The organism is Luteimonas sp. 100069 (genome assembly GCF_003813845.1).
In the GTDB taxonomy this organism is placed as follows: Bacteria; Pseudomonadota; Gammaproteobacteria; order Xanthomonadales; family Xanthomonadaceae; genus Luteimonas; species Luteimonas chenhongjianii.
Genome location: NZ_RPFN01000005.1, coordinates 18,396 through 41,888 on the forward strand (window position 1 = coordinate 18,396; position 23,493 = coordinate 41,888).

Consider the following 23,493-nt stretch of genomic DNA (forward strand, 5'->3'; position numbering starts at 1 on the left):
TCGTTGGTGACCCGCATGGAACGGCGCACGCCGCAGCGGCCTGCCCCGCCGGCACCGGGTCCCGCGACGCGGTGCCTGATGCCTGCCTGATTCCCTGGAGCGCCCTGCGGTCAGTTGTGGCTGGCGCGCAACGTGACCCCGGAGAACGACGTGTAGCCGCGGACCAGCACGTGCCAGGTGCCGGCCTGCGGTGTGGCGAACGAACAGCTCTCGGCGTTGCCGGACCGGTACGGGCGGCAGTCGTAGGTCGATGTCGTCGGGGCGCTGCCGCGGCGCACGTAGAGATCGGCATCGCCGCTGCCGCCGGAGATCGCGATCACCAGATTGCGCGCGCCAGCGGGCACCGTGAACGTCCAGCGCTGGGCGCTGCCCGCGGCGCCCGACACGCCGGTGACCGGCACTCCGTTCTGCAGCCCGCCATCGCCGGGATCGGGCTCCGGATCCGGTGTCGGACCGGTGCCACCCGTGGCCGCCGCGACCGCGGCGGCGGCGTCGACGATGCCGGCGCCGATCGGCTGCGAGGGTGTGGACGGGAACGCGCGCGCGGTGCTCGTCAGCAGCGTCTTGATCTGGGCCGGCGTCCGCGCCGGATTCGACACCGACTGGATCAGCGCGACCACGCCCGCCACGTGCGGCGCCGCCATCGACGTGCCGTCATAGGACGCGTAGCTCTCGCTGCCGGGCGTGGTCCGGCCGCTGTTGAGCGTGGAGACGATGCCCGAGCCCGGCGCCGAGATCGTGATGCCGCCGCCGTAGTTGGAGAAGCTCGACCGAGCTCCGGTGCTCGTATTGGAGGCCACCGCGATCACGTTGCTGCAGTTGGCGGGGGAGAATCCGGAGACGTTGGCGTTGCTGTTGCCCGCCGCGATCACCAGCGTCGTCCCGCGCCCGACCGCACCGTTGATCGCGCTCTGCATCGCATTGCCGCAGGCGCCGCTGCCGCCGAGACTTAGGTTGATGACCTCGGCCGGATTCTGGTTTGCGGGTACGCCGGTGACGCTGCCGCCCGAGGCCCACACCACCGCATCGGCGATATCGGAGTCGTAGCCGCCGCCCCGGCCGAGCACGCGGACCGGCACCACCCTGGCTTCGGGCGCGGTGCCGGCGACCCCGACCCCGTTGTTGCTTACCGCCGCCACCGTGCCGGCGACGTGGGTCCCGTGCCAGCTGGAGCTGCGGCCGCCGTAGAAATCGCCCGGATCGCTGGGGTCGGCATCGCGCCCGCCGCCATCGCCCGCCACCGTGGCATCGATGATGAAGTCGTAGCCCGGCAGGATGTTGGCATTGAGGTCGCTATGGCTGGCGATGCCGGTATCGAGCACTGCGACCACGGCGCCGGCGCCCCGGGTGACGTCCCAGGCCTGGGTGGCGCGGATGCCGCCCGGCCCGGTCCCGAAGCCGTACTGGCTGCTGAAGCGCGGATCGTTCGGCGTCCAGAACGCCTGGTTGAGCTTGTCGACCTCGACGTACTCCACATCGGGATCGTCGGCGATCTGCCGCATCAGCGACTCGGCATCGGCGCGATCGAGCTTGCGGCTGGTGCGTACGACGTCCGCGCCCTGGGTCATGCGACGCAGGTGCTCGACACGCAGTTGTTGGCCGGCACCGACCGCGATACGCGCAGCCGGCGCGCGAAGCGCGCTGGCAACCGCCGCGGGGCTGGTCTGCGCCGCCGAGCCTTCACGGTATTTGACGATGAACCGGTCATGGGCCTCGGCCGACTGCAGGCCACCGAGATTGAGCCGGTCAGTGGCCTGGGAGGCCGGTGCGAGAGCGGCGAGCGCGAGCGCGGTGGCCACGACGAGCAGACGATGGCGCGGCGCGTGATGCGGAAGATTCGGCATCTGACTATCCCCAACGGGTGGGTGGGCCGCACGGGCGGCATCTCCGGAGCGGCGCCTCAATGTCGGGCAACACTGACTCCGTCGCGATGCGGACATGACAAAACTGACCGCAAACTGACGCTACGCGACAGCACGGCTCGGGAGCAACGCAAAAATCGGCTTGGCGCGCTCCAAAAAAGCGCACCACGTCACATATTGACGATTCACGTCAGATTTATTTGCGGAACGTCCGCTGAATGGAGGCCCGAGATTGGGCCTCAGAGCATTCCGGTCTCGAGGCGCGCGGCCTCGGACATCATCGTCCGGTTCCACGGCGGGTCGAACACCAGCTCGACGTCGGCCTCTTCGACGGTCGGGATCAGTTCGAGCTTGCTGCGGACGTCGTCGACCAGGATGTCGCCCATACCGCAGCCCGGCGCGGTCAGCGTCATCTTGACCTCGATCCTGCGCTGGCCGTCCGTTGCGGGCTGCACATCGGCCTCGTAGACCAGGCCCAGATCGACCACGTTGATCGGAATCTCGGGATCGAAGCACGTCCGCAGCTGCTCCCAGACCATCCGCTCGACCGCGGCGTCGTCGGCACCGTCCGGCAGTTCCAGCGGGACCGGCGGCTCCTTGCCGATCGCATCGGCATCACGGCCGGAAATGCGGAACAGGTTGCCTTCCACGAACAGCGTGTAGCTGCCGCCGAGGGCCTGGGTGATGTAGCCGGCGCTGCCGGCGGGCAGAGTCACGTGTTCGCCTGCCGGCACGAGAACGGCGGCGCAATCGCGCTCGAAACGGACGGGTTCGCTGCTACGGGAATACATGGCCTGGAAGATTGTGGCGGATGGCGGCCACGCAAGTGCTGTCATTGTATCGTCGCCCGCCGGTATGCTGGCCGCCCGTTTCGCCCTGCAGCCCGCCATGTCGTCGAGGCAACACCCCGCCCGCACCCGGCGTTGGCCCCTGGCAATCGGCCTGCTCCTGCTCGGCAGCGCCGGCATCGCCGCTGCGTGGATCCTGCTGGCCGATGCAAGCGGCGCCCAGTCGAGCTGGATGGCGGTGATTGCCGCGCTCGATGCCGCGTGGCTGCTCCGGTTGGCGCGGGCCCGCCCGGGCATGGCCCGTGCACTCGCCGGCTGCGCGGCGACACTGCTGGCGATCGTCATCGCCAACTGGGGCATCGTCGCCTCGCAGCTCGCCAGGCCGATGGGCATGATGCCGTGGGAATCAGCGCTCAAGCTCGGCACGCACCACGCCTGGACGCTGGCCTCGCTGGCGAACGCGCCGGCCGACCTGGCCTGGCTCGGCGCCGGACTGTTGATCGCGCTGGTGCTCTCGCGCTGAGGGCTCAGTGCCCGCCGTCGAGCGCCTTGAGTTCGGCGACCAGGGCGCCGGCCGCCTCCGCCCCGTCCCCGTAGAGCATGCGGGCATTGTCGGCATAGAACAGCGCGTTCTCGATACCGGCAAAGCCCGTGCCCTTGCCGCGCTTGATCACCACGACGTTCTTCGCCCGCACCACGTCGAGAATCGGCATGCCGTAGATGGGTGAGGCGGGATCGGTCCTGGCAGAGGGATTGACCACGTCGTTGGCGCCGATGACCAGCGCCACGTCGGTGTTGGGAAATTCCGGATTGATGTCGTCCATGTCGACGATCAGGTCGTAGGGCACCCCGGCCTCGGCCAGCAGCACGTTCATGTGGCCGGGCATGCGGCCGGCGACCGGATGGATCGCGAACCGCACCTTGACCCCGCGTTCGATCAGGCGTTGAGCGAGTTCCCAGATCTTGTGCTGGGCCTGGGCCACGGCCATGCCATAGCCCGGCACGATGACCACGCGTTCGGCATAGGCCATCAATGCCGCGACATCCGCGGCCTCGACGGGTTTCTGGCTGCCCTCGATCGCGGCGCCCGCGCCCCCCGCGCTGAAGCTCGAGAACAGCACGCTGCCGATCGAGCGGTTCATCGCCCTGGCCATCAGGCGGGTCAGCAGCATGCCGGCCGCGCCCACCATGGTGCCGGCGATGATCAGTGCCTCGTTGCCGAGCACGTAACCTTCGAACGCGACGGCCAGGCCGGTCAGCGCGTTGTAGAGCGAAATCACGACCGGCATGTCGGCGCCGCCGATGGGCAGCGTCATCAGCACGCCCAGCAGCAGCGCCAGCGCAAAGAACACGACGATGGCCGGCATACCCAGCGTGTGCGCCGCCAATCCTCCGGCCAGCAGCGCGCCCGCGAATACGACCAGGTTGAAGAGCTGCTGTCCGCGGAACACATAGCGCCTGTCCATGCGCCCGTCGAGCTTGGCCCAGGCGATCACCGAGCCCGACAACGCGATCGCGCCGATCAATGCCCCCAGCATCGCCAGCACCAGCGACAGCCGCGCCGGCGCGATGCCGGCAGCAGACCAGCGCAACAGCTCGACCGCGCCGATCGCCGCCGCGGCCCCGCCGCCCAGGCCGTTGTAGAGCGCGACCATCTGCGGCATGTCGGTGATCGCGACCTTCCGGCCCGACATCCAGGCGAACCCGCCTCCCAGCGCGATCGCAAGCAGCATCAGGCCGATGTTCCCGAGCCCGGGCACGAAGAACGTGGCCACGGTCGCCAGCACCATGCCCACGCCCGCCCATTGGATGCCAGACCGTGCCGAGCGCGGGGATGCCATGCGCTGCATGCCGAGCAGGAACAGCGTCGCGGCAATGAAGTAGCTGGCGGCGACCAGGCCGGTCCGCAGGTCGAAGCCGCTCATGGCACCGCCGCCCGGGTCCGCGCCCGGCCGGGATGCGCAACCGCGCCGGCCGCGACTCGCCCGATGACGGGACGCCATGGCGCCATCAGCGGCGACGAGTACGGCAGGCAGATGATCCGCCGGAACGCCGCGCGGGCCCGATGCTTCCCGCGCGCAGCCACGCCACTCACGATTTGCCGCCCGGTCTGGCGCTCGGCTTGAACATCTCCAGCATCCGCTCGGTCACGACGTAACCGCCGGCCGCGTTGCCCGCGCCCATCAGCACCGCGATGAAGCCGATGATCTTCTCGAGCGTCGTGTCCGCGTGCCCGAGCACCAGCATTGCGCCGATCAGCACGATGCCGTGAATGAAATTGGAGCCCGACATCAGCGGGGTATGCAGGATCGTCGGCACCCGCGAAATGATCACGTGGCCGGCGATGGCCGCCAGCATGAAGATGTACAGCGCCACGACACCATCGATCATCGCGATTCCCCGGGGCCCTTGCCCGCATCATAACCACCGGTGAACGCGGCGCCACCCGGGCGTCGCCCACCTCGGGCCAGGTCAACCACGAGGCCGGCGACGCGTTGATCCCACATACCTCCCGCCACTGGCGACGACGCGACGATGGATGGCAGCCATTTCCCTGACCGGGCAGCGCACACCGTGCACGGTAGGCTTGCAGCCGTGACCGACGCCCCCGTCGCGGCCGATGCCGCCAGCCCAGCCCTGCCGTCCACGCTCGCGGAATTTTTCGCAAGCGTGGAGCGGCGGGCCTTCCGATTCGCCGAGCTCGGCCTGCGCAACCGCGACGATGCCCTGGACGCGGTCCAGGACGCGATGACCAAGATGCTCGGCTATGCCGATCGCCCGGCGAGCGAATGGACACCGCTGTTCTGGACCGTGCTGCGCAGCCGGATCATCGACGTGCAGCGACGACGGACGTTCCGCCTGACCTGGCTCAGTGATGCGCGGATGCCCGAGGGCGACGAGATCGACTGGGCCGATAGCGGCCCCGACCCCGAGCGCACCCAGGAGGGACGCGAGGCCTGGACACAGCTGACGCAGGCCCTGCGGCAGTTGCCGCGCCGCCAGCGCGAGGCGTTCACGCTGCGCGTCCTCGAAGAATTCGATGTCGAGACCACCGCCCGCATCATGGGATGCAGCGCTGGCTCGGTGAAGACCCATCTGTTCCGCGCCCGCGAGGCGTTGCAGACGCAACTGGAGGAGTACCGATGAACCGGCAGCAAGATCCGCTCGACGATGCCGCCCTGCGCGCGCTTTATCGCCGGTCACAGGGCACGATCAGCCCGCAGACGACTGCGCGCCTGCACCGCGGGCGGCATGCGGCACTGCAGGTGGCCGATACACCGCGCTTCGGTTGGCGCTTGCCTCTGGCAGCCGGCTTCGCGGCCGTGTTCGCGCTTGCGATCGGTCTGCGCCTGGCGCTGCCGGGCGATACGCCGGGCGTGCCTGCCCCGGCCCCCGCGCCTGCGCTCGCGGCGGCCACACCGGCGGGGCCGCTCGATGACGAACTCGGCGACGCCCTGGCCGGGCTGGAGGAGTCGCCCGACTTCTACCGCTGGCTGGCCGACAACGAAACCACCCTGCTTGCCCTGGAATGACCATGTCCGCTTCCCGACTCCGCCTGATCGCCGTGACACTCCCCCTGCTGCTGTGGGGCCACGCCGCAATCGCCCAGTCCGCGCCGCCCGCGGCGTGGGACCAGCTCACGCCCGCACAACGCGACCTGCTGATCGCCCCCGTGCGCGAGCGCTGGAACAGCGCCGACGCGCCGACGCGTGAGCGCATGCTCGAAAATGCCCGGCGCTGGGAGGCGATGACTCCCGCCGAGCGCGCACAGGCGCGGCACGGCATGCACAGCTGGAAGCACCTGCCGCCCGAACAGCGCGAGGAAGTGCGCGCGCTCTACAACAAGCTGCGCACCCTGCCCGAGGCGGACCGCCAGGCGCTGCGCGAGCGCTGGAAGGAGATGTCGCCCGAACAGCGTCGTCGCTGGGCGGCCGAGAATCCCGCGCCATCGCGCGACAGTGGCCGCGAGCGCTGAACGAAGCGCGCACGCGCCCGGCCCCGGTTGCGGTGGTGGACGCGCAGCCTCGCGCGGGCTCCCATCGCGTTCCGCCGGAATCCGCTGCACCACGTCGGCCGGCTCAGCCCTCGCGGGGCCCGGGCGGGGGTGCCGGCCACACCGTCTTCGCCAGCAGCTCGTCACTCCAATCCGGCGCCAGCCCGTCGTCTCCCAGCAGCAACCGGGCGAAATTGAACACGTTGCGGGCGAACATCTCGCTGGACTGGGTTGCACCCATTGATGCCAGATCCAGTGGCCCGGCAATGGTCACACCATCGACGGCGATCGTTTCGCCGGGCCGGGTCGCTTCGCAGTTGCCACCACTATCTGCCGCCAGGTCGACGACCACGCTCCCAGGGCGCATCCCGGCCACCATCGCCAACGTGACGATGGTCGGTGCCGGCCGCCCGGGGACCGCGGCGGTGCATACGAGGACGTCGATACCCTTGAGGTGCTCGCCGAGGCGCCGTTGCTGTTCGGCACGCTCGGCCTCGGTCAGCGCGCGGGCGTAGCCGCCTTCTCCGGCGGCGCTGACGCCCAGATCCAGAAAGCGTCCGCCCAGCGACTCGATCTGCTCCCGCGTCTCGGGCCGCACGTCGAAGCCTTCGACCTGCGCGCCCAGGCGCTTGGCGGTCGCGATCGCCTGCAGGCCGGCCACGCCGGCGCCGATCACGAGCACCTTGGCCGGCCGGATGGTGCCGGCCGCGGTGGTCAGCATGGGAAAGAAGCGCGGCGCCAGCTGGGCGCCAATCAGCATCGCCTTGTAGCCCGCCATACCGGCCTGTGAACTGAGTACGTCCATCGACTGCGCGCGGGTCGTGCGTGGCAGGCGCTCGAGCGGAAAGGCAAGCAGGCGCCGCTCGGCGATGATCTGTCCGCGCGCCGCATCGGCCTCGGGCTGGAGCATTCCGACCAGTGCCGCGCCCGGCTGGACCCATTGCAGGCGCCCGGCGTCCGGCGGCCGCACGCACAGCACCAGCGCGGCGCCGGACAATGCAGCGCGGGCATCCCCGACGATCCGGGCACCGGCGTCGGCATAGTCGGGGTCGGGAAAATGCGCCCCGGCGCCGAGGCCGGTTTCCACCTGCACGGCAGCGCCCGCTGCCACGAACTTCCTGCAGGTCTCGGGCGTCAGCGCAACGCGCGCTTCCCCCGCTGCGGTTTCACGCGCCACGCCGATCGTCACCGCCATCGATCCCGCCCTCGCCTGGAGTCGGAGTCATCCTAGGACATGTGCAGGACCGCTGGTCGCCAGTGGTGCTGTGACGTGCCCTCAGGCCCCGCTGGCCTGCGCAGCGAGGGTGGCCAGGGCGCCGGCGACCGCGCCACCGCTCGGCCGCGACCGCAATTGGCCGGATTCGACCATCTCCCGCAGCGCCGACGGCATCAGCAGGAACTCGCGTGCGCCGGTGGTGTTCACCAGCAGGCAGGCGCCGCTGAGCGAACTGCGCCAGGCCAGGCGCAAGGTGCGCGAGGCGCCGAGCGCATCGGTCCTCACAAAGCGCTGACCTTCGGCGAAAGTGGTGTCGGCGAGACCGGCCACCGGGTCGGCATCGTCGGGCAGCAAGGGCGCATCGTCCCCGGCCGGCGGAGTGGGCACATGCGTCTGCCGCGTCGTCGGGCTCGCGTGTTCGGCCACCACGCCGGCAAGCCGCGTCTCGGCCGCGCCGGCATCCGCGCCATGCTGCGCGCAGCACTCGCGCAGGGCCGGCAGCATGCCGAGCAGGCGATCGGCCACCGCGCTGCCACCATCCCTGGCGGCAAGACCGTCGGATTCGATGAGCGCGTCACCGAGCGACAGCACCTCGCGGTAGCGATCGGAGTCCGCGCCGTCGCGCAACCAGGCCTGGGCCAGTGCCTGGCGCCATTCGACGTCAAGAAAACCCGCCACCGACGGCAACAGGGCGCGCCCATGCAGTCGACGTTCGAGTTCCAGCCGGGCCTGCCGGCGGGCCGCGTCCAGGCGCTCGCGGCCACGCAGCGCCTGCCAGGTGCGACGCTCCACCGCTTCGGCGCGGCGCCGGCCGGCCGCGAGCGCTGCATCGATCTGCGCGAGTTGCGCCGCGAATACGCGCCCGTCTCCCTGGGGACCATCGAGCACCGCATCCGCAACCCGGTCGGCCAGCACCTGCAGCTCGGCCGACTGCGGATCGCCCGGATCGCCGCTGTCCCAGAGATCGACCAGCTGCGACAGCAGCTGCATCGCGGGTGGGGAAGAAGCTTCGAACAGGTGCGGATCGTCGAGCGCCAGCTGCAGCCAGGGTACCGTCAGCAGCGCGAGTCGTTCGCGCGCGGTGGGCTCGATCTGGTGCCGGGTTGCGAGCAGGTCGAACAGCGCACCCACGAGGGTCAGCGCATCGTCCTGCTCGCCATCGAATGCGACCTCGTTGCGATCGGTGCCCAGGCGCGCGGCGACGATGTACAGGCCTTCGCGCAGTCGCGCCGCGTGCGAGGGCCCGGGCGGCAGAGCACGATCGGCCTGCAGCAGCGCGAGCATCGACATGAATTCCTCGCGACGGAAGGTCCGCGCGGCAGCGTCGATCTCGGCCCGGCGCGCATCGCGCTGACGCCGCGCATGCCGCCGCAGCAGATTGCCGCGCGGCGCATCCGCCTGGGCAGTGGACGCGGCGCCCGCGGCCACCTGGGCGACCGCATTGCCCTGCTCCCACAGCCGGGTCTTGCTGGCCGGCACTGTGCCCACCGGGGCGCCAAGCCCGGCAATCAGCGCCGCCTGGTCGCCGTCACCGGCCAGTGCACAGCCCGCATCGCCCAGGCGGGTGTTGCACCAGGCGTAGAGCGCCGCAAGATCGCGCTCGAGCAAAGTTTCATGCCGTCGCAGCAGTGCGGCGCGCAACCGGCGTCCACAGTCGCCAGCCTCGAAGGCCTGCAGGAACGTGTCGATCAGGAACCGCGCCGCGAGCGGGTTGCTCGGACGGGTGCGGTACTGGAGCCGGGCAGCCAGTGTGTACAGGCGACGGTCGATCACATCGCGAGCACTTTCGAAGCGCCGGTCGAGCGCCTCGGCCACGGGCTGGCCGATCAGCTGCGCCTGCAACTCGTCATCCGACAACAGCGAATACCCGCTGCGATGTTGCGCCACGGGGGGCTCGGGCCAGACTGCGAACACATCGGCAAGCGCCTTCTGCCAACGGTGCTCATGGCGGATCAGTTCCGCCGAGAGCACGGTGAGGCCGGTCAGGTCTTCCGCCAGCGCCTCACGTGTCCGCGGAGTGGTCGCAGGATCAACGAGCTCGCGCTGCAGCCGGTCCCGCTCGATACGCAGACCCTCGCCGAGCAACGGCAGAAGTCGCGCGGCGGCTTCGCGGCGCAGGCTGTCCATGAGCTGGGCAGGTGTTTCCACCCGCATGCCATCGCCCGGTCCTTGTGCTGTCGACACGGGCATTGCGCCCACTCCATCCCTGTGTACCGCGGGGACAATAACGCAAGCACTTTGCGCGCGTCTTAACGCGCGCAGTCGGAAATCAGGCCGTCGCGACCTCGCCAGGTGCATCGTTGGCCGCGTTGAGCTGCTGCCACACGTGCTTCATCGCTTCGTCGAACGGCGCATCCACCGCGCGCACCACGGCGCGTCCGGCACCGACCAGTGCCGCCAGCTCCTCGGGCGAGACCACCATGCGCCGCACACCGCGCCGATTCACGATCAACAGCCGCTGGGTGATCGGGCTGATCCATGCGACACGCGCGGCCGATTCGCGGCCGTTGTCGTCGACCAGGCGCAACCACTGCCCCACGCGCAGCTGACGCATCCGCGCGGCGATGGTCGGATCGAACGAGAGCCCGTCGTGACCGCCGGCAAGGCGCAGCGCGGGATCGGGTGCGTCGTCGTCGATGTCCGCAGCCTGGGGCACATGGACGCTGCGGGGCGTGTCCGGCATCGCCAATGCGGCGATGAGCCGGGCCACCGCATCGCGGGCGGCAGCGGCGTCCAGACCACAGCTCGAATAGCATTCCGCCAGCGGTTCCTGCAGCGCCAGCAGCTCGTCGGCGACTGCGCTGCCGAGCGCATGGGCGGCGTCGAAGTCGACCTGCACCATCGCGTCGCCGACGCTGATCGCAGCGAGATGGCGTGCCGAATCCGGCCCGTTGCGCAGCCAGGTCTGGGTGAGATGGTGGCGCCAGTGCCGGTCCAGGAAGAACGCTACGGCAGCGGTCAGTGGACGGTCGGCCAGGCGCGATGCGACCAGATCGTCCACGCTCCGGCGCGCCTGCTGCAGCCGCTCGCGGCCGTGGATGGATTCGGCGGCGCGTCGCTCCGCGACCTCGGCGCGGCGGCGCTGCTGATCCAGCCGCTCGCGCAACTCCGCGGCCGCCAGGGCGAAGACCGCCTGGTCACTTTCGTATTCCTCGACCACACGGTCGACAACGCGGCCGGTCTGGTCGAGCAGGTCGCGGTCCTGCGGGGTTTCGCCGGCATTGCCGTCGCAGGCTTCGGTCACCGCGTCGAGCAGCCGGCGCGCCGGATGCGCACGCTGGTTGAACATCGAATCGTCGGTGAGCGCGACCTTGACATAGGGCACCACCAGGCGGCCGTAGACGTCGCGCGCCTGCTGCAGGAGATCGTTGGCGTCGAAGAGCGCCTGGAACAGGATGCCGACCAGATCGATCGCATCGTCGTCCTCGGGGCTGAGCGGCGTTTGTTCGGTGTCCACGCCCAGTTCGCGCAGGCCGCGCATCAGTTCATCGCGGATCACATCGCCGAGCCGGCGCCGATCATCGCCGACCAGCGCACGCGCGAACGGCGCAGGATCATCGCCCTGGAGCATGCGCGCCACGCTGAGCAGCTGCGACATGCCCAGGACCTGGCCGCCGGCGCCGTCCGCGCCGGCCTCGGGAATCTGCGCATGCGCCTGCCGCGCACGCCACTGGTGCAGCTGGGTGCGCACGAGATCGCGATAACGCGGCGTCGCCGGGTCGGCCTGCGGCGGACCGTGGGCAGCCAGCAGGTCCAGGAGTTCGGCTGACAGCGGGGCGCCTGCCGGCGCATCCGGCCCGGCGGACCCGGCAGGCGCGTCGCTGCCCGCGTGCTCGACGACCCCGCCGTCGGGCACCCAGGCGGTCTCGGCGCCCCGCCCGCCTCGCTGCCGGCCTGCCGGCGGCGCGGAATGGGACTGGGACCGGGAGGACGGGGCCACGCCCGCAGGCCCCATACCGGCCGCGTCGAGCGTGGCATTGGCGCGCGCGTAGACCTCACCGAGAATGCCCGGCAAGCGTTTGTCGAACTGGTTGAACACCAGGGTGCGCAGACCGGCGGGAAGCTCGTCGGCATGGAACAGGCGCATGAACGCCCGCACCGGGACTTCCGGGCGCAACGGGTTGGCATGGATGCCCTCGATACCGAGACGCTGCGCCAGCGCATCCAGGCGATCACCGAGCGCCGCAAGGGGATGCATGAACTGGTGGTCCATCAGCTCGATGATCTGCTGGGCGGCCAGGTGCACCTCGAGCTGACCTTCCGACATCAGCGACAGGCCGTCCGGGCCCGGCGGCCCGGGGCGATCGGCCAGCCACAGGTCGAACTCGGCTTCAATCGCGGCACGGAAGCGCGTCGCGAGCTCCAGCGCGCGTTGGCTCAGATCGAGCACGGCCATGCGCTCTTCCTGGGCGACCATGTAATCGTGGCGCGCCAGGGCGGCCAGCCGCACCTGCTCTTCGATCGTGCTCCAGAACCCCGACAGCACCCCGCCCAACGCCGTTACCGCGTCGTGGCGCAACGTCTCGAGGACTCGCGCAGCGTCGCGCGCCGAGCCCGCGCGCGTGCCGGAACCCGCGCCGATGTCGTGGTGATGCGTCATATGGAGGACAATCAGGGAAAGGGCAGACTGCCCCGCACATAAGATTCCCCAAGCGTGACCCTAGGTCTGTGACGATCTCCGCAAATCCTGAACACGACATACTCGCCGCGCTCGACGCCCGGCGATCAGTCCCGGCGCGCCAGCTCGACGAGCCCGGTCCGGACGATGCCACCCTGCTGCGCATGCTGCGGTCCGCCGTGCGCGTGCCCGATCACGGCAAACGCGTGCCGTTCCGCTTCCTGCGGATCACCGGCGACGCTCGCCAAGCGCTTGGCGAGCGGGTCGCGGCGCGCGCCCTGGCGCGCGATCCGGCCATCGGCGAGGGCGCCCTCGAGAAGGAGCGCCGACGGTTTTCCCATGCGCCGCTGGTGCTCGTCGTCATCGCCGTCCTCGACCCCGACGACAGCAAGATTCCGGAGGTCGAACGGCTGTTCACCGCCGGCAGCGTGTGCTTCGCACTGCTGCAGGCGGCCCAGGCACTGGGGTTCGGCGCGTCGTGGCTGACCGGGTGGCCGGCCTATGACGCGGAGATCCTCCGCCTGCTGGGCCTGGGCGCGCACGAACGCATTGCCGGCTACATCCATATGGGCACGCCGCGTCTCGAAGCGCCCGAGCGCGAGCGCCCCGACCCGGTCGCACTGCTGTCGGACTGGCACGCGCCATGACGCAGCCAGTGATGCCTCCGACCACCCCGCTTTATCTGATCGACGCCAGCCTCTACGTGTTCCGCGCCTGGCATTCGATGCCCGACGAGTTCCGCGACGCCGAAGGCTGGCCGACCAATGCCGTGCACGGCTTCGCACGCTTTCTCGCCGAGCTGGTCGAACGGGTGCAGCCGCGCCATGCGGCGATCGCCTTCGACGAGGCGCTCGACAGCTGTTTCCGCAACCGCATCTATCCGGCCTACAAGGCAAACCGCCCGCCGGCGCCGGACGAGCTGCGGCGCCAGTTCGGGCACTGCAAGGCGCTGTGCCGCGCGCTCGGCTTCGTTGTACTGGCCGATACCGAGTACGAGGCCGACGACCTGATCGGGACCGCAGTGAAGGCTGGCCGCGACCGCGCGCACCACGCGGTCATCGTTTCGGCCGACAAGGATCTGTCGCAGTTGCTCCAGGGCGCCGACGAGCAATGGGACTATGCCCGGGGCGTGCGCTGGACCGCGGCCGGGGTGCGCGCACGGCACGGCGTCGAGGCGCACCAGATCCCGGACTACCTCGCGCTGTGCGGCGATGCGGTCGACAACATTCCGGGCGTGCCGGGCATCGGCTGCAAGACCGCGGCCAGCCTGCTGCACCACTTCGGCACGCTCGACGCCCTGCTCGCGCGCAGCGACGAGATCCAGTTCCTGCGCTTTCGTGGAGCCGGCCAGGTCGGCGCCAAGCTGAGGGCGCATGCCGCCACCGCGCTGCTGTGCCGCCAGCTCACGACCATTGCCTGCGACGCGCCGCTCGGCGAGGGCACGAACGGATTCGCGCGCCGGACCGCGGATCCGAACACGCTGTCGCGGCTGTGCGAGGCCCTGCGCTTCGGGCCGCTCACGCGCAGGCGCCTGTACACGGTTGCCGGTCTGGAATACGCGCCGACGGCGATGGCCTGAACGGCTGTCGGTCGCCGGCCCGCCGCGTTAGCATCGCCGCATGACCGACCCCTCGATGCGCGACGATACCGAGATCCTCTACCAGGGCGACTGGCTGCGGCTGGTCCGCCACGGCAAATGGGAGGCCTGCGAACGCACCCACGGTGGCAACGGCATGGCCGTGCTGGTGATCGCGGTGACGCCGGACGATGAGGTGCTGTTCGTCGAGCAGTACCGTGTGCCGCTCGGCGCGCGCACGATCGAGATGCCTGCCGGACTGGTCGGTGACGGCGGCGGCAGCGATTCGCTCGAGGACGCCGCCAGGCGCGAGCTGATCGAGGAGACCGGCTGGTCGGCCGGGCGGGTCGAAGTCCTGCTGACCGGACCGACTACCGCCGGCATGAGCAACGAACGCGTGGCCTTCGTGCGCGCCCGCGAGCTGACCCGCGTCGGCGAAGGCGGCGGCGTGGATGACGAGGCGATCATCGTCCACACCGTGCCGCGCGCGACCGCGCCGGCATGGCTGATGCAGAAGCACGCGGAAGGTTTCGAGCTCGATCTCAAGCTCTGGGCCGGGCTGTGGATGATCGACTTCAATCCGGACGGATCCCCCGCCGATTGAGCGACCGACAAGGTTATGGCGCGCGGAGCGCCAGCGTTGCGAGGGCGACCGGCATCAGGCGATTGAGCGGGGTGACCGCGTCCTCCCAGTCGTCCTCGTACAGACCGGCGAGACGGAACCCGGCTGCCAGTTGCCCGCCGATCTGGGTCTGCAGCGAATGCCCGAACTGGGCGGCGCGTCCGCTCGCGTCCCACGCGGCACGCGCGTCGGGCCTCAAGCTGTCCGGCTCCGCATACGGCTGGCGGTGACGTGCGACGCAGGCACCCGTGTCCGTCGCCTCGTCATGATCGAACAGAAAGAAAGCTGGATTCATGAAGCCGGCCAGCAGACGTCCGCCTGGGCGCAGTACACGGGCGCACTCGCGCCACACCACGTCCACGTCGGGGACGAAGACGTTCGACACCGGATGGAACACGATGTCGAAGCTCGCATCGGCAAACACCGACAGGTCGGCCATATCGCCGCGTACGCAGTGCAGCGCCAGCCCGTCGCGCTCGGCGACGGCCCGGTCCTTTTCGAGTTGCACGTCCGACAGATCGAAACTCGTGACGCGCGCGCCTGCCGCGGCCAGTACCGGCGCCTGCTGTCCGCCGCCAGACGCCAGACACAGGACATCGCGTGCATCCAGCGTGCCGAACCAGTCCCGCGGCACGGCGCGGTTCGGCGTCAGGATGACGGACCAGTCGCCCCGACGCGCCGCCGCGATGACGGCCGCGTCCACAGGCATCGTCCACGCGCTGCCGGATGTGGATTCGCGATTCCACGCCGCCCGGTTGTGTTCGAGCACATCCATGCGATGGCCCTCAGGCCTTCTTGACGAACTCCGTCCGCAGCACGAGTCCCTTCACCTTCTCGACGTTGCATTCGATGAGGTCGGGGTCGTCGGTGAGGCGGATGTTCTTCGCCAGCGTGCCGCGCTTGAGCGTGACGCTGGTGCCCTTGACCTTCAGATCCTTGATCACGGTGACCGCATCACCGTCGGCAAGACGGGTGCCGTTGCTGTCCTTGACGATGAGTTCTTCTTCAGACATCTGGATTTCCTGCGCACGACGGGGCCACCGTCGTGCATCGATGGATGGAATGCAGCGCCGCAGATCGGCTGCGACGCGCGCTTCAGGCGAAGCTGTCGGTCGCGCGCACCAGGGCGTCGACGTTCTCGGCCTCGAATGCCGAATGGCCCGAGGCCGGAGTGACGACGAGTTCGGCCTTGGGCCAGACCTGATGCAGATCGAAGGCGTTCTGCACCGGACACACCACGTCGTAGCGGCCGTGGACGATGACGCCGGGAATGTCGACGATGCGGTAGGCATCACGCAGCAACTGGTCGTCGACCTCGAAGAAACCGCCGTTGGTGAAGTAGTGGTTCTCGATACGCGCGAAGGCGAGCGCGAACTGCGCATCGGCGTGACTCTCGGCGAAGTCGGGATCGATGTGCAGGAAGCTCGTCGCACCCTCCCAGACGCTCCACGCACGGGCGGCGGCCAGGCGGATCGACTCGTCGTCGCTGGTCAGACGCTTGTGGAACGCGGCGATCAGGTCGCCGCGCTCGGCCTCCGGAATCGCGGCGATGTACTGCTGCCAGGCCTCCGGGAACAGGCGCGACGCACCCTCCTGGTAGAACCATTCGAGCTCCCAGCGCCGCAGCATGAAGATGCCGCGCAGGATCAGTTCGGTGACCTGGCGGGGATGCGTCTGCGCGTACGCCAATGCCAGCGTCGAGCCCCAGGAGCCGCCGAAGACCTGCCAGCGGTCGATGGCCAGATGCGTCCGCAGCCGTTCGATGTCGGCGACGAGGTCCCAGGTGGTGTTGCCCACCAGGTCGGCGTGCGGCGTCGAGCGCCCGGCCCCGCGCTGGTCGAACAGCACGATCCGGTATTTCGCAGGATCGTGGAAGCTGCGCATCTTGGCGCTGCAGCCGCCGCCCGGACCGCCGTGCAGCAGCACCACCGGCTTGCCCTTCGGATTGCCGCACTGCTCGTAATAGAGCGTGTGACGGTCGTCGACGGCGAGCATGCCGGTGTCAAAAGGTTCGATCTCGGGATAGAGCTGACGCATGCGCTTGGATCCGGGGCAAAAGCAGCGGCCAGTCTATCAGCCGGGCTCCGGCGACCCCGGAGCGCGGCCGAAGGTGACGCGCTCGCGCGCCTCGAGATCGCGGGCCGTGCCGACCCCGCCCAGCCCTGCGTCGGCCAACAGCGCCCGCACCGCCGGGCCCTGCGAGAGTCCGTGTTCGACCAGCAGCCAGCCGCCGGGCTCGAGGTGGGCGACGGCGCCCGCGGCGAGCACCCGGATCGCGTCCAGGCCATCCGCTCCCGAGGCCAGAGCCGCCGCCGGTTCAAAGCGCAGGTCGCCCTGCTCCAGGTGCGGGTCGGCATCCTCGATATATGGCGGATTGCTGGCAATGAGATCGAAGCGCTCGCCGGCGAGGGGCGCATACCAGTCCCCCTGCACGAACCGCAGATTGGCCAGCCCGAGGCTCGCTGCGTTGGCGCGGGCGACGTCGAGCGCCCCTGCGCTGGCATCCGTCGCGAGTACGCAGACATCCGGCCGCTCACGGGCGATGGCCAGGGCGATCGCCCCGCTTCCGGTGCCCAGATCGGCGATGCGCGCGGGGCCCGGCGGCAACCGCGCGAGGGCGAGTTCGACCAGCAGTTCGGTTTCCGGGCGCGGAATCAGGGTCTCGGGGGACACCTTCAGATCCAGCCCCCAGAAGCCGCGCGTGCCGGTGAGGTAGGCCACCGGCTCGCCGGCGACGCGGCGCTCGACCAGTGCGTCGAAACGCGCGACGACATCCGCCGGCGCGGGGTCACGCGCATGCGCGAACAGCCAGGTCTGCGAACGTCCCGCAGCGTGGGCCAGCAGCCAGCGGGCATCGGTCGGGTCGATGCGGCTGCTGGCGGCACGCAGCAGGGCATCCAGTTCGGTAGGCGGGCACAGGTTCATCGCTTCACATCGTAGCCGGGGGGCGGGCGGCGATGGTGTCGCACCTTGATGGAGATCGCCGATGCGCCGTTCATCCCGCGCCTGCATAGCTGCCGCGCTTGCCCTGCTGGTGTGCGGCTGCCAGAGCGCCTTCTTCGGATACGTCAACCGCGGGACCGGCGAGCCCGACGCCACCGCGGTCTACGACGATACCCGTGGCCTCGCCCTAGATATCTACCAGCCGCAGGACGCCGCACCCGGCGCGCCGGTGGTGCTGTTCTTCTACGGCGGCGCCTGGCAATACGGTGAGCGGGACCAGTACCGCTTCGTCGGCCGTCGCCTGGCCGAGAACGGCGTGGTGGCCGTGGTCGCCGATTACCGCACCTGGCCCGATAGCGGTTTTCCCGGCTTCGTCGAGGATGGCGCGCGCGCCGTCCGCTGGACCCGCGACCACGCCGCGGAATACGGCGGCGATCCCGAGCGCCTGCTCCTCGCCGGACACTCGGCCGGCGCGCAGATCGCTGCACTGCTGGGCACCGATGCACGCCGCCTGGAGGCCGTGGGCCTCGAACCCGTGGACCTCGCCGGGATCATCGGACTGTCCGGGCCCTACGATTTCACGATCAACGGCAAGTACGAGGCGATCTTCGGGCCTCGCGCCCAGTGGCCCGAGGCCATGCCGGTGCGTTTCGTCGATGGCGATGAACCGCCGTTCCTGCTGATCCACGGCGACGCGGATCACACGGTCGATATCGGAAACAGCCGCAAGCTCGACTTCGCCCTGCGCCGCAAGGGCGTCGCTTCGACACTGATCGTGCTCCCCGGCGGCAACCACTTCCTGCCGGCCGCCGCGTTCTACGATCCCGAGCGGAGCCCGGAGGTCCTGCAAGCTGTCTTGCGGTTCATCGGCACTGATGCGGCGGAGGCCGACGCGCAGGCAAAATGAAGGCGGCCGAAGCCGCCTTCGAAATTCCGTGCCACGTGTGGGAGGGAGATACGGACACGGAAATGCCTGACGCGGCCGGGCCGCGTGGCGCGCAATCGTTGATTCACTGCCGCGCCGACAAGCCGATATTGCTGCAGCGCAGCAGTGCTTGCAAGGGCCCGGGGCATGGAAGTTCCTGAACCATGAACCGATAGGCGCGGACTATTGATTGAATTCCTATTATCGATTTCCCATATCGATAGGCGATGCCTACTCTATGGGCAGCCGGATCAGCCAGTCGGCATCCGTCCGTTAGATCCCCACCACCAGGAGCCTTCATGTCCCTCATCAACACCCAGGTCCCCGTCTTCAAGACCACCGCCTTCCACAACGGCGAATTCGTCGAAGTCAGCAACGAGACGCTGAAGGGCAAGTGGTCGGTCCTGATCTTCATGCCGGCCGCCTTCACCTTCAATTGCCCGACCGAAGTCGAAGACGCCGCCGATAACTATCCCGAGTTCCAGAAGCTGGGCGCCGAGGTCTATATCGTCACGACCGACACCCACTTCTCGCACAAGGTGTGGCACGAGACCTCGCCGGCCGTCGGCAAGGCGCAGTTCCCGCTGGTCGGCGACCCCACCCACCAGCTGACCAACGCCTTCGGCGTGCATATCCCCGAGGAAGGCCTGGCCCTGCGTGGCACCTTCGTGATCAACCCGGAAGGCGTGATCAAGACCCTCGAGATCCACGACAACGCCATCGCGCGCGACGTCACCGAGACCCTGCGCAAGCTCAAGGCTGCCCAGTACGTCGCCGCCAACCCCAACGAGGTGTGCCCGGCGAAGTGGAAGGAAGGCGAGAAGACCCTCGCGCCGTCGCTGGATCTCGTCGGCAAGATCTGATCCCGCGCCATGACGACGCAGTCCATCGCGTCGTCTTCGCCCCCATCCCGCGCATGCGGATGGGGGTGAACCGGAGCCGGCCGCGCGCAGTCGCCGGCTGCGGTTCACCCCTCTCCCCGGTCCCGATGCCTCGCACGCCGATGCGTCGCGGACGCCCCCACCCGTTTCAGGAGCGTTGCCATGTTGGAAGCCGATCTCAAGGCGCAGTTGAAGGCTTATCTGGAGCGCGCGGTGCGCCCGATCCAGATCGTGGCCTCGGTCGACGACAGCGAGAAGTCGCGCGAGCTGCTCTCCCTGCTCGAGGACCTGAAGGAAGCGAGCCCGAAGATCAGCGTCGATGCCACCGGCACTGACCCGCGCAAGCCCTCGTTCCTGATCACCTCTCCCGGCCTCGACATCGACGTCCGCTTCGCCGGCCTGCCGATGGGCCACGAGTTCACCTCACTGGTGCTGGCCCTGCTACAGGTGGGCGGCCATCCGTCGAAGGCGGCCAAGGACACGATCGAGCAGGTGATGGCCCTAGAGGGCGACTATCTGTTCGAAACCTACTACTCGCTCTCGTGCCAGAACTGCCCGGACGTGGTGCAGGCGTTGAACCTCGCCGCCGTGCTCAACCCGCGGATCCGCCACGTGGCGATCGACGGTGCGCTGTTCCAGGCGGAAGTCGAGGCGCGCGAGATCATGTCGGTGCCGACGGTGTTCCTCAACGGCAGCAAGTTCGACCAGGGCCGCATGACGCTCGAGCAGATCGTCGCCAAGCTCGATACCGGCGCCGCCGATCGCGCGGCGCAGGCGATTGCCGGCAAGGCTCCGTTCGAGGTGCTGGTGGTGGGCGGCGGCCCGGCCGGCGCGGCGGCGGCGATCTATGCGGCACGCAAGGGCATCCGCACCGGCGTCGCGTCCGAACGCTTCGGTGGCCAGGTGCTCGACACGATGGCGATCGAGAACTTCATCTCGGTCAAGGAGACCGAGGGCCCGAAGATGGCGGCCGCGCTGGAGCAGCATGTGCGCGAGTACGACGTCGACATCATGGACCTGCAGCGCGCGGTGCAGCTGGTGCCGGCCGGCGACGACGGCCTGGTCGGAATCGGGCTCGAGAACGGCGCCACGCTGCGCTCGCGCACCGTGGTGCTGGCCACCGGCGCCCGCTGGCGGCAGATGGGCGTGCCCGGCGAGGACCAGTACCGCAACAAGGGCGTGGCGTATTGCCCGCACTGCGATGGCCCATTGTTCAAGGGCAAGCGTGTGGCGGTGATCGGCGGCGGCAACTCCGGCGTCGAAGCCGCGATCGATCTGGCCGGCATCGTCGCCCACGTCACCCTGATCGAGTTCGATGCCCAGCTGCGTGCCGACGAGGTCCTGCAGCGCAAGCTGCGCAGTCTGTCGAACGTGCGCATCGTCACCAGCGCGCAGACCACCGAGGTCCTCGGCGACGGCGCCAGGGTCAACGGCCTGGTGTACAGGGACCGCGTTGGCGGCGACAGCCACCGTATCGAACTTGAAGGCGTGTTCGTGCAGATCGGCCTGCTGCCCAACACCGAATGGCTCAAGGGCACGGTCGAGCTGTCACCGCGCGGCGAGATCATCATCGACGAGCGCGGCCAGACCTCGGTGCCGGGCGTGTTCGCTGCCGGCGACGCGACGACGGTGCCGTACAAGCAGATCGTCATCGCGATGGGCCAGGGTGCGACCGCTGCGCTCAGCGCTTTCGACCACCTGATCCGCACCTCGGCGCCGGCCGCCGCGACGACGGCACAGACCGAATCCGCGTGAGCGTTCGGTCGCCCCGGTCGAACGAGACCGCGCGCCTGCGCAGGCAGGCGTGCGGCGCGCCGGCCCGGGCTCGGCGCTACGCATGAATCTGCGCGACCTCCGCTATCTCATCGCCCTTGCCGACCACCGGCATTTCGGGCGTGCGGCGGCGGCCTGTTTCGTCAGCCAGCCAACGCTGTCGACGCAGGTGCGCAAGCTCGAGGAGGAGCTCGGCGTCATCCTGATCGAACGCGCCCCGCGCAAGGTCATGCTGACGCCGATCGGCGTGCAGGTCGTCGAACGTGCTCGCGGGATCGTTGCCGACGTCCAACAGATGAAGGAAGTCGCGCGGCGCAGCCAGGATCCCGAGGCCGGGGCCATCCGCCTCGGAATTTTCCCCACGCTGGGGCCCTACCTGTTGCCGCATGTCGTGCCGGCGATCCGGGAGCGGTTCCCGCAGCTCGAGCTGCTGCTCACCGAGGAAAAGAGCGATCTGCTGCTGGCCCGGCTGCGCGAGGGTCGTCTCGACGCGGCGGTGCTTGCGCTTCCGGTGAACGACGAACAGATGCATGCCGAAGCGCTGTTCGAGGAACCCTTCGTGCTGGCGGTCCCCCAGGCGCACCCGCTGGCCGGTCGCCACAGCATCACCCTCGACACGATCGCCGACCAGCGCCTGCTGCTGCTCGAGGACGGCCATTGCCTGCGCGATCAGGCGCTCGACGTCTGCCATCTCGCTGGGGCCTCGGAGAAGTCGGGCTTCCAGGGCACGAGCCTGGAAACCCTGCGCCAGATGGTGGCCGCCAACGTCGGCGTCACCCTGTTGCCGATGCTGGCGGTCCAGCCGCCGGTCGCCCAGTCACGCGATATCGCGCTGGTCACGTTCGCCGACCAGCCGCCGCCCAGCCGGCGCATCGCGATGGTGTGGCGGCGCAGCTCGGCAATGACGGACTTCCTGCAGTCGCTCGCAACGCTGTTCAGTGCCCTGCCCGAGCATCTGCTGCGGACCCCGGCGCGGCCCTGAACCGTTCCGACGCCCGCGGCGTCGCAACCTGCACGCAATCGCGGCACAATCGGATCCGGCGGCGCACTGCGTCGCCTTTTTCATGGGCGGGCCCGCCCACCACCACCCCAGGAGACCCTGATGTCATCGCAATCCAAGAGCGGCCTGCCGCCATCCGACGCACCGTCGATCCGCCTCACCGCCCACGATCTGGCCCGTCTCGAGGCCGTGCTCGACTCGCCCGCCTATCGCCAGCATCCGGGCACCGCCGCGCTGCAGCGCGAACTCGACCGCGCTGAAGTCCTGCCGGGCGCCGAACAGGCCGCGGACATCGTCGGCATGAACGCACGCGTCGAGTGCGTGGACGAACACGACGGCAGCCGTCACATCCTCACCCTGGTCTACCCGCACGAAGCGGATGTCGACTCCGGGCGCATCTCGGTCCTGGCGCCGGTCGGCACCGCCCTGCTGGGGCTGACGGTCGGCCAGCGGATCGACTGGCCGGTCAATGGCCGCACCCTGCGCCTGCGCGTGCTGTCGGTTTCGCCGCCGGACGCGACCTGAGGCCCGGACGCGAGCGGCGGCCTCCCTCCGCCGCCGCATCTCTGGCAGGCATCCTTCAGAGCACCAGGCCCACCGGGCAGCTGACGCCGGTGCCACCGAGACCGCAGTAGCCACCCGGATTCTTGTGCAGGTACTGCTGGTGCTCGTCCTCGGCGTAGTAGAACGTCGGCGCCGGCTGCACGATCTCGGTGGTGATGGCTCCCAGGCCCGCGGCCTCGAGCTTCCCGGCGAAGACATCGCGGCTGCGCTGCGCCATCTCCAGCTGCGCTGGCGTTGTGCAGTAGATCGCCGAGCGGTACTGGGTCCCGACGTCATTGCCCTGGCGCATGCCCTGGGTGGGGTCGTGGCCCTCCCAGAAGGTTCGCAACAGGGTCTCGAACGCGATCCGCGCGGGGTCGAAAACCACCAGCACCGCCTCGGTATGTCCGGTCTGGCCTGAACACACTTCTCGATAGGTCGGATTGGGCGTGAAGCCTCCGGAGTACCCCACAGCCGTGGTCACGACGCCCGGCAGCGTCCAGAACAGGCGCTCGGCGCCCCAGAAACAGCCCATCCCGAACTGCACCTGCTCGAGGCCTGCGAAGTCGTCGCGCAGGGGGCGGCCGTGCACGGCGTGGACGTTGTGCAGCGGCAGGGGCGTGTCGCGACCGGGCAGCGCGTCCTCGCGCCGCGGCAGGCGTTGTTTCCAGGCTCCGATTCCGGGCATCACGATGTCTCCTGATGCGGCCATGCGCCGCGGGTTGTGGATGCGGCCGCACGCGCCCGCTTCA

23 protein-coding genes and 1 pseudogene are annotated in these 23,493 nt (G+C 69.5%); 12 read left to right on the forward strand and 12 right to left on the reverse strand.

The window, feature by feature from the left end:
- Window positions 1-110: 110 nt before the first annotated feature.
- Entirely contained in the window at window positions 111-1,844 is a 1,734-nt protein-coding gene (locus EGK76_RS11490) for a S8 family peptidase (protein WP_123832716.1), read from the reverse strand.
- 257 nt (window positions 1,845-2,101) lie between these two features.
- The gene (gene sufT / locus EGK76_RS11495; RefSeq protein WP_096297378.1) at window positions 2,102-2,653 is read right to left on the reverse strand and encodes a putative Fe-S cluster assembly protein SufT; all 552 of its coding nucleotides are present in this window, start codon (window positions 2,651-2,653) and stop codon (window positions 2,102-2,104) included.
- Between the two features lie 97 nt (window positions 2,654-2,750).
- Between sufT and EGK76_RS11500 the strand changes: the two genes are divergently transcribed.
- Window positions 2,751-3,173, forward strand: a complete 423-nt coding sequence (locus tag EGK76_RS11500; RefSeq protein WP_123832717.1) for a hypothetical protein — start codon at window positions 2,751-2,753, stop codon at window positions 3,171-3,173.
- Between the two features lie 4 nt (window positions 3,174-3,177).
- On the opposite strand, the gene EGK76_RS11505 is transcribed toward EGK76_RS11500, so the two are convergent.
- The gene (locus tag EGK76_RS11505; protein WP_123832718.1) at window positions 3,178-4,575 is read right to left on the reverse strand and encodes an NAD(P)(+) transhydrogenase (Re/Si-specific) subunit beta; all 1,398 of its coding nucleotides are present in this window, start codon (window positions 4,573-4,575) and stop codon (window positions 3,178-3,180) included.
- A 166-nt stretch (window positions 4,576-4,741) separates the two neighbouring features.
- Window positions 4,742-5,041, reverse strand: coding sequence for an NAD(P) transhydrogenase subunit alpha (locus EGK76_RS11510; protein WP_096297375.1), 300 nt, complete (start codon window positions 5,039-5,041; stop codon window positions 4,742-4,744).
- 204 nt (window positions 5,042-5,245) lie between these two features.
- Here EGK76_RS11510 and EGK76_RS11515 point away from each other — a divergent pair, with 204 nt between their 5' ends.
- From EGK76_RS11515 to EGK76_RS11525, 3 genes are read left to right on the forward strand one after another with little or no spacing between them, the layout of a single operon-like run.
- The gene (locus EGK76_RS11515) at window positions 5,246-5,797 is read left to right on the forward strand and encodes an RNA polymerase sigma factor (protein WP_233580282.1); all 552 of its coding nucleotides are present in this window, start codon (window positions 5,246-5,248) and stop codon (window positions 5,795-5,797) included.
- Window positions 5,794-6,183: a hypothetical protein gene (locus EGK76_RS11520; protein WP_123832720.1), complete on the forward strand. Its 390-nt coding sequence runs from the start codon at window positions 5,794-5,796 to the stop codon at window positions 6,181-6,183. The genes EGK76_RS11515 and EGK76_RS11520 overlap by 4 nt, the downstream gene beginning before the upstream one ends.
- A gap of 2 nt (window positions 6,184-6,185) precedes the next feature.
- Window positions 6,186-6,626, forward strand: a complete 441-nt coding sequence (locus EGK76_RS11525) for a DUF3106 domain-containing protein (protein WP_096297372.1) — start codon at window positions 6,186-6,188, stop codon at window positions 6,624-6,626.
- A 103-nt stretch (window positions 6,627-6,729) separates the two neighbouring features.
- Here EGK76_RS11525 and EGK76_RS11530 read toward each other — a convergent pair whose 3' ends face one another.
- The 3 genes from EGK76_RS11530 to EGK76_RS11540 form a co-directional block, all read right to left on the reverse strand.
- Window positions 6,730-7,839, reverse strand: a complete 1,110-nt coding sequence (locus EGK76_RS11530) for an NAD(P) transhydrogenase subunit alpha (RefSeq protein ID WP_123832721.1) — start codon at window positions 7,837-7,839, stop codon at window positions 6,730-6,732.
- 81 nt (window positions 7,840-7,920) lie between these two features.
- Complete coding sequence (locus EGK76_RS11535) at window positions 7,921-10,050, reverse strand: DUF1631 family protein (RefSeq protein ID WP_158613496.1); 2,130 nt, start codon at window positions 10,048-10,050, stop codon at window positions 7,921-7,923.
- A 79-nt stretch (window positions 10,051-10,129) separates the two neighbouring features.
- Window positions 10,130-12,460, reverse strand: a complete 2,331-nt coding sequence (locus EGK76_RS11540) for a DUF1631 family protein (protein ID WP_123832723.1) — start codon at window positions 12,458-12,460, stop codon at window positions 10,130-10,132.
- A 68-nt stretch (window positions 12,461-12,528) separates the two neighbouring features.
- On the opposite strand from EGK76_RS11540, the gene EGK76_RS11545 reads away from it, so the two are divergent.
- From EGK76_RS11545 to EGK76_RS11555, 3 genes are read left to right on the forward strand one after another with little or no spacing between them, the layout of a single operon-like run.
- Window positions 12,529-13,125, forward strand: coding sequence for a nitroreductase (locus EGK76_RS11545; RefSeq protein ID WP_233580283.1), 597 nt, complete (start codon window positions 12,529-12,531; stop codon window positions 13,123-13,125).
- An 11-nt stretch (window positions 13,126-13,136) separates the two neighbouring features.
- Window positions 13,137-14,057: a 5'-3' exonuclease H3TH domain-containing protein gene (locus tag EGK76_RS11550; RefSeq protein ID WP_233580284.1), complete on the forward strand. Its 921-nt coding sequence runs from the start codon at window positions 13,137-13,139 to the stop codon at window positions 14,055-14,057.
- A gap of 40 nt (window positions 14,058-14,097) precedes the next feature.
- Window positions 14,098-14,658: an NUDIX hydrolase gene (locus EGK76_RS11555; protein ID WP_233580285.1), complete on the forward strand. Its 561-nt coding sequence runs from the start codon at window positions 14,098-14,100 to the stop codon at window positions 14,656-14,658.
- A gap of 13 nt (window positions 14,659-14,671) precedes the next feature.
- Here EGK76_RS11555 and EGK76_RS11560 read toward each other — a convergent pair whose 3' ends face one another.
- The 4 genes and pseudogenes from EGK76_RS11560 to prmC form a co-directional block, all read right to left on the reverse strand.
- Window positions 14,672-15,451 carry a class I SAM-dependent methyltransferase gene (locus EGK76_RS11560; RefSeq protein WP_199730905.1) on the reverse strand — a complete coding sequence of 260 codons (780 nt, stop codon included), beginning with the start codon at window positions 15,449-15,451 and terminating at the stop codon, window positions 14,672-14,674.
- 10 nt (window positions 15,452-15,461) lie between these two features.
- A pseudogene (locus tag EGK76_RS11565) lies at window positions 15,462-15,671 on the reverse strand (alkylphosphonate utilization protein); the annotation flags it as partial.
- A gap of 100 nt (window positions 15,672-15,771) precedes the next feature.
- Entirely contained in the window at window positions 15,772-16,713 is a 942-nt protein-coding gene (gene pip, locus EGK76_RS11570; RefSeq protein WP_123832726.1) for a prolyl aminopeptidase, read from the reverse strand.
- Between the two features lie 36 nt (window positions 16,714-16,749).
- A complete protein-coding gene (gene prmC / locus EGK76_RS11575; RefSeq protein WP_123832727.1) occupies window positions 16,750-17,601 on the reverse strand; it encodes a peptide chain release factor N(5)-glutamine methyltransferase in 852 nt (283 codons plus the stop codon).
- A gap of 61 nt (window positions 17,602-17,662) precedes the next feature.
- Between prmC and EGK76_RS11580 the strand changes: the two genes are divergently transcribed.
- The 5 genes from EGK76_RS11580 to rnk all read left to right on the forward strand — a co-directional run bounded on the left by EGK76_RS11580 (window position 17,663) and on the right by rnk (window position 22,723).
- Complete coding sequence (locus EGK76_RS11580) at window positions 17,663-18,526, forward strand: alpha/beta hydrolase (RefSeq protein WP_123832728.1); 864 nt, start codon at window positions 17,663-17,665, stop codon at window positions 18,524-18,526.
- 317 nt (window positions 18,527-18,843) lie between these two features.
- Window positions 18,844-19,407 carry an alkyl hydroperoxide reductase subunit C gene (gene ahpC, locus EGK76_RS11585; RefSeq protein ID WP_096297362.1) on the forward strand — a complete coding sequence of 188 codons (564 nt, stop codon included), beginning with the start codon at window positions 18,844-18,846 and terminating at the stop codon, window positions 19,405-19,407.
- 180 nt (window positions 19,408-19,587) lie between these two features.
- Entirely contained in the window at window positions 19,588-21,180 is a 1,593-nt protein-coding gene (ahpF, locus tag EGK76_RS11590; protein ID WP_096297361.1) for an alkyl hydroperoxide reductase subunit F, read from the forward strand.
- An 82-nt stretch (window positions 21,181-21,262) separates the two neighbouring features.
- On the forward strand, window positions 21,263-22,180 hold the full coding sequence (gene oxyR, locus EGK76_RS11595) for a DNA-binding transcriptional regulator OxyR (RefSeq protein WP_096297360.1): 918 nt from the start codon (window positions 21,263-21,265) through the stop codon (window positions 22,178-22,180).
- A gap of 120 nt (window positions 22,181-22,300) precedes the next feature.
- Window positions 22,301-22,723 carry a nucleoside diphosphate kinase regulator gene (gene rnk, locus EGK76_RS11600; RefSeq protein WP_096297359.1) on the forward strand — a complete coding sequence of 141 codons (423 nt, stop codon included), beginning with the start codon at window positions 22,301-22,303 and terminating at the stop codon, window positions 22,721-22,723.
- A gap of 55 nt (window positions 22,724-22,778) precedes the next feature.
- Here the strand turns inward: rnk and msrA are convergent, their stop codons facing one another.
- Window positions 22,779-23,429 carry a peptide-methionine (S)-S-oxide reductase MsrA gene (gene msrA, locus EGK76_RS11605; RefSeq protein ID WP_096300356.1) on the reverse strand — a complete coding sequence of 217 codons (651 nt, stop codon included), beginning with the start codon at window positions 23,427-23,429 and terminating at the stop codon, window positions 22,779-22,781.
- Window positions 23,430-23,493: the final 64 nt, after the last annotated feature.

Coding starts and splice junctions, on each gene's coding strand:
- EGK76_RS11560 (WP_199730905.1), bottom strand. CDS start 15,451: ATGGATGTGCTCGAACACAACCGGGCGGCGTGGAATCGCGAATCCACA.
- ahpF (WP_096297361.1), top strand. CDS start 19,588: ATGTTGGAAGCCGATCTCAAGGCGCAGTTGAAGGCTTATCTGGAGCGC.
- prmC (WP_123832727.1), bottom strand. CDS start 17,601: ATGAACCTGTGCCCGCCTACCGAACTGGATGCCCTGCTGCGTGCCGCC.
- EGK76_RS11540 (WP_123832723.1), bottom strand. CDS start 12,460: ATGACGCATCACCACGACATCGGCGCGGGTTCCGGCACGCGCGCGGGC.
- EGK76_RS11490 (WP_123832716.1), bottom strand. CDS start 1,844: ATGCCGAATCTTCCGCATCACGCGCCGCGCCATCGTCTGCTCGTCGTG.
- sufT (WP_096297378.1), bottom strand. CDS start 2,653: ATGTATTCCCGTAGCAGCGAACCCGTCCGTTTCGAGCGCGATTGCGCC.
- EGK76_RS11530 (WP_123832721.1), bottom strand. CDS start 7,839: ATGGCGGTGACGATCGGCGTGGCGCGTGAAACCGCAGCGGGGGAAGCG.
- EGK76_RS11525 (WP_096297372.1), top strand. CDS start 6,186: ATGTCCGCTTCCCGACTCCGCCTGATCGCCGTGACACTCCCCCTGCTG.
- EGK76_RS11500 (WP_123832717.1), top strand. CDS start 2,751: ATGTCGTCGAGGCAACACCCCGCCCGCACCCGGCGTTGGCCCCTGGCA.
- EGK76_RS11550 (WP_233580284.1), top strand. CDS start 13,137: ATGCCTCCGACCACCCCGCTTTATCTGATCGACGCCAGCCTCTACGTG.
- EGK76_RS11510 (WP_096297375.1), bottom strand. CDS start 5,041: ATGATCGATGGTGTCGTGGCGCTGTACATCTTCATGCTGGCGGCCATC.
- EGK76_RS11535 (WP_158613496.1), bottom strand. CDS start 10,050: ATGCCCGTGTCGACAGCACAAGGACCGGGCGATGGCATGCGGGTGGAA.
- oxyR (WP_096297360.1), top strand. CDS start 21,263: ATGAATCTGCGCGACCTCCGCTATCTCATCGCCCTTGCCGACCACCGG.
- EGK76_RS11580 (WP_123832728.1), top strand. CDS start 17,663: ATGCGCCGTTCATCCCGCGCCTGCATAGCTGCCGCGCTTGCCCTGCTG.
- EGK76_RS11520 (WP_123832720.1), top strand. CDS start 5,794: ATGAACCGGCAGCAAGATCCGCTCGACGATGCCGCCCTGCGCGCGCTT.
- ahpC (WP_096297362.1), top strand. CDS start 18,844: ATGTCCCTCATCAACACCCAGGTCCCCGTCTTCAAGACCACCGCCTTC.
- pip (WP_123832726.1), bottom strand. CDS start 16,713: ATGCGTCAGCTCTATCCCGAGATCGAACCTTTTGACACCGGCATGCTC.
- EGK76_RS11555 (WP_233580285.1), top strand. CDS start 14,098: ATGACCGACCCCTCGATGCGCGACGATACCGAGATCCTCTACCAGGGC.
- rnk (WP_096297359.1), top strand. CDS start 22,301: ATGTCATCGCAATCCAAGAGCGGCCTGCCGCCATCCGACGCACCGTCG.
- EGK76_RS11505 (WP_123832718.1), bottom strand. CDS start 4,575: ATGAGCGGCTTCGACCTGCGGACCGGCCTGGTCGCCGCCAGCTACTTC.
- msrA (WP_096300356.1), bottom strand. CDS start 23,429: ATGCCCGGAATCGGAGCCTGGAAACAACGCCTGCCGCGGCGCGAGGAC.